The organism is Nocardia thailandica NBRC 100428, from assembly GCF_000308795.1.
Taxonomy (GTDB): Bacteria; Actinomycetota; Actinomycetes; order Mycobacteriales; family Mycobacteriaceae; genus Nocardia; species Nocardia thailandica.
This window is the reverse complement of the sequence record NZ_BAGK01000093.1, coordinates 1-4,442: the sequence shown is the minus strand read 5'-3', so window position 1 is coordinate 4,442 and position 4,442 is coordinate 1. Positions and strand designations below refer to the sequence as shown.

The following is a 4,442-nucleotide window of genomic DNA, read 5'->3' as shown; positions in this document are numbered from 1 at the left end:
CCCAGGGCGACACCGACCTCGCGGACCGTGCTGTTGACGCCCGAGGCCATGCCCTGGTCCTCGGGGGCGGCGCTGGCCATGACGATGGTCGAGGACGGCGCGAAGGTCAGGCCCATGCCGATGCCGCCGAGGACGAACGGCGCGACGAAGGACAGGTAGGCGGTGTCGGTGTCCGCGGTCAGTGCCATCCAGCCCAGCGAGATCGCCAGGAAGAACTGGCCGGTGGCGATCAGCGCGCGCGGGCCGACGCGGTCGACGACCAGGCCGGCGAGCGGGGCGACCACCATGGGCGCGAGGGTCCAGGGCAGGGTGCGCACGCCCGCGGCCAGCGGGCTGTAGCCCTGGACGACCTGGAAGTACTGGGCCAGCAGGAAGATCGCACCGAACACGCCCGCGGAGAAGGCAAACGACACCGCGTAGCTCACGCTCAGGCCGCGCACCGCGAACATGCGCAGCGGCAGCATGGGATCGGCGACCCGGGCCTCCCACGCGACGAACGCCGCCAGCAGTACCCCGCCGCCGATCAGCGCGGTCAGCACCGGACCGGAGCTCCAGCCGTCGTCGGCGCCGTGCACGACGCCCCACACGACGGCGAGCACGCCGCCGCCGGACAGCGCCAGCCCCAGCGGGTCGAGGCGCCGCGCGGCGCCGCGCGATTCGGTCAGCACGCGGGCGGCGAAGGGCAGCGCGGCCAGGCCGATGGGGACGTTGAGCCAGAAGATCCACTGCCAGTTCAGGCCCTCGACCACCCCGCCACCGACCACCGGGCCGACCGCGACCCCGAGGCCGGCGATGCCGCCCCAGATGCCGATGGCCGCGCTGCGCAGGCGCTCGGGGACCGCGGCGGCGAGCAGGGTCAGCGACAGGGGCATGACCGCGGCACCGCCCGCGCCCTGCACGGCCCGGGCGGCGATCAGCTGCCACGGCTCGGTGGCCAGGGCGCACGCCGCCGAGGCGAGGACGAACAGCGCGATGCCCGCCAGGAACACGCGGCGCCGGCCGACGCGGTCTCCCAGCGCCGACGCCGAAAGCAGCAGCGCGGCGAAGGACAGGGTGTAGGCGTTGACGAACCACTGCAGGTCCGTCAGCGAGGCGCCGAGTTCGGTGCGGATGACCGGCAGGGCGTTGGTCACGACCAGGTTGTCGAGGGTGACCATGAACATCGGGATGCCGACGGCGGCGATCACGGCGCCGAGCGGGCGGGTCTTCGGGGAGTCGGGGGCGACCGCGCCTGCGGCGGGATCGAGAGTCTGCGTCATATCCAGTCCTAGTTGTAATCCACTGATTACCAACTCGGCCAGTGTTATGCATCGGCTGATAACATGTCAACCGATTCCGAGGAGGAGGGCGATGAGCAGGACCCGGCTGACCGCCGCCGAGCGCAGCGAACAGGTCGTCGACGCGGCCGTGCGCGCGTTCGCCGAGAGCGGTTACGCGGCAACCAAGACCGACGAGATCGCAAGGCTGGCCGGGGTGTCGCAGCCGTATGTGATCCGGCTGTTCGGCACCAAACAGCAGCTGTTCCTCGCCGCCCTGCACCGGGTGTGCGACCGGATCGAGGAGGTCTTCCGCGCCGCGCCGATCGAACCCGGCGACAGCCCGGAGGCGGCCCTGCGCAAACTCGGCGCGGGGTACGGGGTCTTCCTCGAGGAGAAGGAACTGCCGCTGCTCATGCTGCACGGCGCGGCGGCCGCCGCCGACCCCACCATCGGCGCCTACATGCGGGAGCGATTCGGCCGCAGCTACCGCCTGATCGAGGAACTGTCGGGGGCGAGCACGCTGGAGGTGCGCCGGTTCACCGGCACCGGCATGCTGCTGACGATGATGACGGCCATGCAGGTCGCCGGGCCGGGCGCGATCGAGACGCCGTGGGCGGCGGAGATCCTGGCCGACCTGCACGCCGCCAACGAAGCCGGGGAACCCGAGTGCTGACGCGCCCGGACGGGCCCGCCTTCCCGCCTCGGTCCGGCGGCGCGGACGCTCAGTCCCGGTAGCGCACGCGGGAATTCGCGTACAGGCAGATCGCCGCGGCGGTCGCGAGATTGAGGCTCTCGGCGCGTCCCCGGATGGGAATGCGGACGCGGTGGTCGGCGCGCGCGGTCACCTCGGCGGGCAGACCGTGGGCCTCGTTCCCGAAGAGCCAGGCGACCGGGCCCGCGAACAGTTCGTCGGCGTCGTCGAGGTCGACCTCGCCCTTGGCGGCCGTGGCCAGGACGGTGATGCCCTGCGCGGCAAGGGCATCCAGCGTCGCGCCGACGTCGCGGCTGCGGGCGACCGGGACGTGGAAGACACTGCCCGCGCTGGCCCGCACGGTCTTGCCGTTGTGCGGGTCGACGGTGTCGCCGGCCAGGATCACCCCGTCGGCGCCGACGGAATCGGCCACGCGGATCAGGGTGCCCGCGTTACCCGGTTCGGCGATCTCGACGGGCACGGCCAGCATCCGGGGCGCGGACGCCAGCACCTCGGCCAGCGGGACGTCGATCAGGTCGCACACGGCGACGAGGCCCGGCGAGGTGACGGTCTCCCCCAGATGCTCGGCGGCGCGGTCGCTCACCAGCGTGGTGCGCACCCCCGAGGCCTCCGCGCCCGCGATCAGCGCGGTGTCGCGCTTCGCGGCCGCCAGCGAGTAGAACAGCTCACGGACCCGGCCGGTCTCCAGCGCCGCGGTGACCGCGTTGCTGCCCTCGGCAAGGAAGCGGCCCGCCTTGCGGCGCGCGGCGGCGCGCTGGAGTTTGACAGCGGAAACGACCCGCGGATTGCGCTCGGAGAGCGCGTCCACGGGTCGTTCCGGAATACCGCTGTTGGTCAACAGCTACCGGCTCAGGCGGCCGGGGCGTTGACGTCGGCAGGCAGCGCGGCCTTGGCGACGGCGACCAGACCGGCGAAGGCCTCGGCGTCGGAGACGGCGAGCTCGGCCAGGATCTTGCGGTCCACCTCGACACCCGCGGCCTTGAGGCCCTGGATGAAGCGGTTGTAGGTGATGTCGTTCAGGCGCGCCGCGGCGTTGATGCGGGCGATCCACAGCTTGCGGAAGTCACCCTTGCGCGCGCGGCGGTCGCGGTAGGCGTAGGTGAGCGAGTGCAGCTGCTGTTCCTTGGCCTTGCGGTACAGCCGCGAGCGCTGGCCCCGGTAGCCCTTGGAGGCCTCGAGAACGGAACGGCGCTTCTTCTGAGCGTTGACGGCCCTCTTGACGCGTGCCACTTGTCAGTCCTTGTTCATCTGGGGAGCGCGGTGGTCGCGCCCCGGTTGGTCAGTGTCGGCGGCCGGTGTCCCGGACGCGGAAGAATCGGGATACCCGGGTCTCAGGCGAGACCGAGCAGCCGCTTCACGCGGGGAACGTCCACGGCAGCGACGGACTCCGTGCCATCCAGACGACGAGTACGGCGGGTGGACTTGTGCTCCAGGAGGTGGCGGCGGTTGGCCTGCTGACGCAGCAGCTTGCCCCGGCCCGACACCTTGAAGCGCTTCGACGCGCCGCTGTGGGTCTTGTTCTTCGGCATGGATTCCTCTATCTGTCTCGTGCCGGTGGATCCTCGCGGATCCACCGGTGGGCGAATCGGTGTTACTGCGGGTCGGCCTGCTCGGCCGGGGCCGCAGCGGGCGCCTGCTCGGCGGTCGCGGCCGGGCGGGCCGGTGCCGGAGCCGAGTCCTGCTGCGCCTTGGCGCGGGTCTTCGCGCCCTTGTGCGGGGCGAGGACCATGGTCATGTTGCGGCCGTCCTGCTTGGCCGAGGTTTCGACGAAACCGAGCTCGGCCACGTCGGAGGCCAGTCGCTGCAGGAGCCGGAAACCGAGCTCCGGGCGCGACTGCTCGCGACCGCGGAACATGATCGTCACCTTGACCTTGGACCCGGCCTCGAGGAAGCGCACCACGTTGCGCTTCTTGGTCTCGTAGTCGTGGTCGTCGATCTTGGGCCGGAGCTTCTGCTCCTTGATCACGGTCTGGACCTGGTTCTTCCGGGACTCGCGCGCCTTCTGCGCGGTCTCGTACTTGAACTTGCCGTAGTCCATGATCTTGCAGACCGGCGGACGGGCATCCGGTGCCACCTCGACGAGGTCGAGATCGGCTTCGAGCGCGACGCGAAGTGCATCTTCAACACGCACGATCCCAACCTGTTCGCCGCCGGGTCCGATCAGGCGAACCTCGGGAACGCGGATGCGATCGTTGATGCGGGTCTCAGTGCTGATGGGGCCTCCTAGGTCAAGCGGTGTCGTCATAACGACCGCGTGCAATAACTGCAACCCCTGGTTCAACACGAAAGCCCCGCCGCGAATTTCTCCGCCACGGGGCCCGATGTCGACCGATCCGCCCGCGCGAACCCGTCTCCGGGCTCGGCGCAGACTCCTGACCATGCAGGAACCCGCCACTCGGGCGGGTGACCGGACCGTAGACCCTGAAACGATCGCTCGCGGGCAACGGTGGGAGTCGGGCTCCACTTATCAG

General features: G+C 70.8%; 6 protein-coding genes. 1 reads left to right on the top strand and 5 read right to left on the bottom strand.

Annotated features, from left to right (window positions below; translation table 11 throughout):
• The coding region (locus ON36_RS09640) for a DHA2 family efflux MFS transporter permease subunit (RefSeq protein WP_043650584.1) at window positions 1–1,259 on the bottom strand (1,259 nt) is incomplete at its 3' end.
• 91 nt (window positions 1,260–1,350) lie between these two features.
• Here ON36_RS09640 and ON36_RS09635 point away from each other — a divergent pair.
• Complete coding sequence (locus ON36_RS09635; RefSeq protein WP_043650582.1) at window positions 1,351–1,932, top strand: TetR/AcrR family transcriptional regulator; 582 nt, start codon at window positions 1,351–1,353, stop codon at window positions 1,930–1,932.
• Between the two features lie 49 nt (window positions 1,933–1,981).
• Here the strand turns inward: ON36_RS09635 and ON36_RS09630 are convergent, their stop codons facing one another.
• From ON36_RS09630 to infC, 4 genes are all read right to left on the bottom strand, one after another.
• Window positions 1,982–2,779 (bottom strand): TrmH family RNA methyltransferase, encoded by a 798-nt coding sequence (locus ON36_RS09630; RefSeq protein WP_043650580.1) that lies wholly within the window; start codon window positions 2,777–2,779, stop codon window positions 1,982–1,984.
• 41 nt (window positions 2,780–2,820) lie between these two features.
• A complete protein-coding gene (rplT, locus tag ON36_RS09625; protein WP_043650578.1) occupies window positions 2,821–3,201 on the bottom strand; it encodes a 50S ribosomal protein L20 in 381 nt (126 codons plus the stop codon).
• 101 nt (window positions 3,202–3,302) lie between these two features.
• Window positions 3,303–3,500, bottom strand: coding sequence for a 50S ribosomal protein L35 (gene rpmI / locus ON36_RS09620; RefSeq protein ID WP_043650577.1), 198 nt, complete (start codon window positions 3,498–3,500; stop codon window positions 3,303–3,305).
• 62 nt (window positions 3,501–3,562) lie between these two features.
• Window positions 3,563–4,216 (bottom strand): translation initiation factor IF-3, encoded by a 654-nt coding sequence (infC, locus tag ON36_RS09615; protein ID WP_083885028.1) that lies wholly within the window; start codon window positions 4,214–4,216, stop codon window positions 3,563–3,565.
• Window positions 4,217–4,442: the final 226 nt, after the last annotated feature.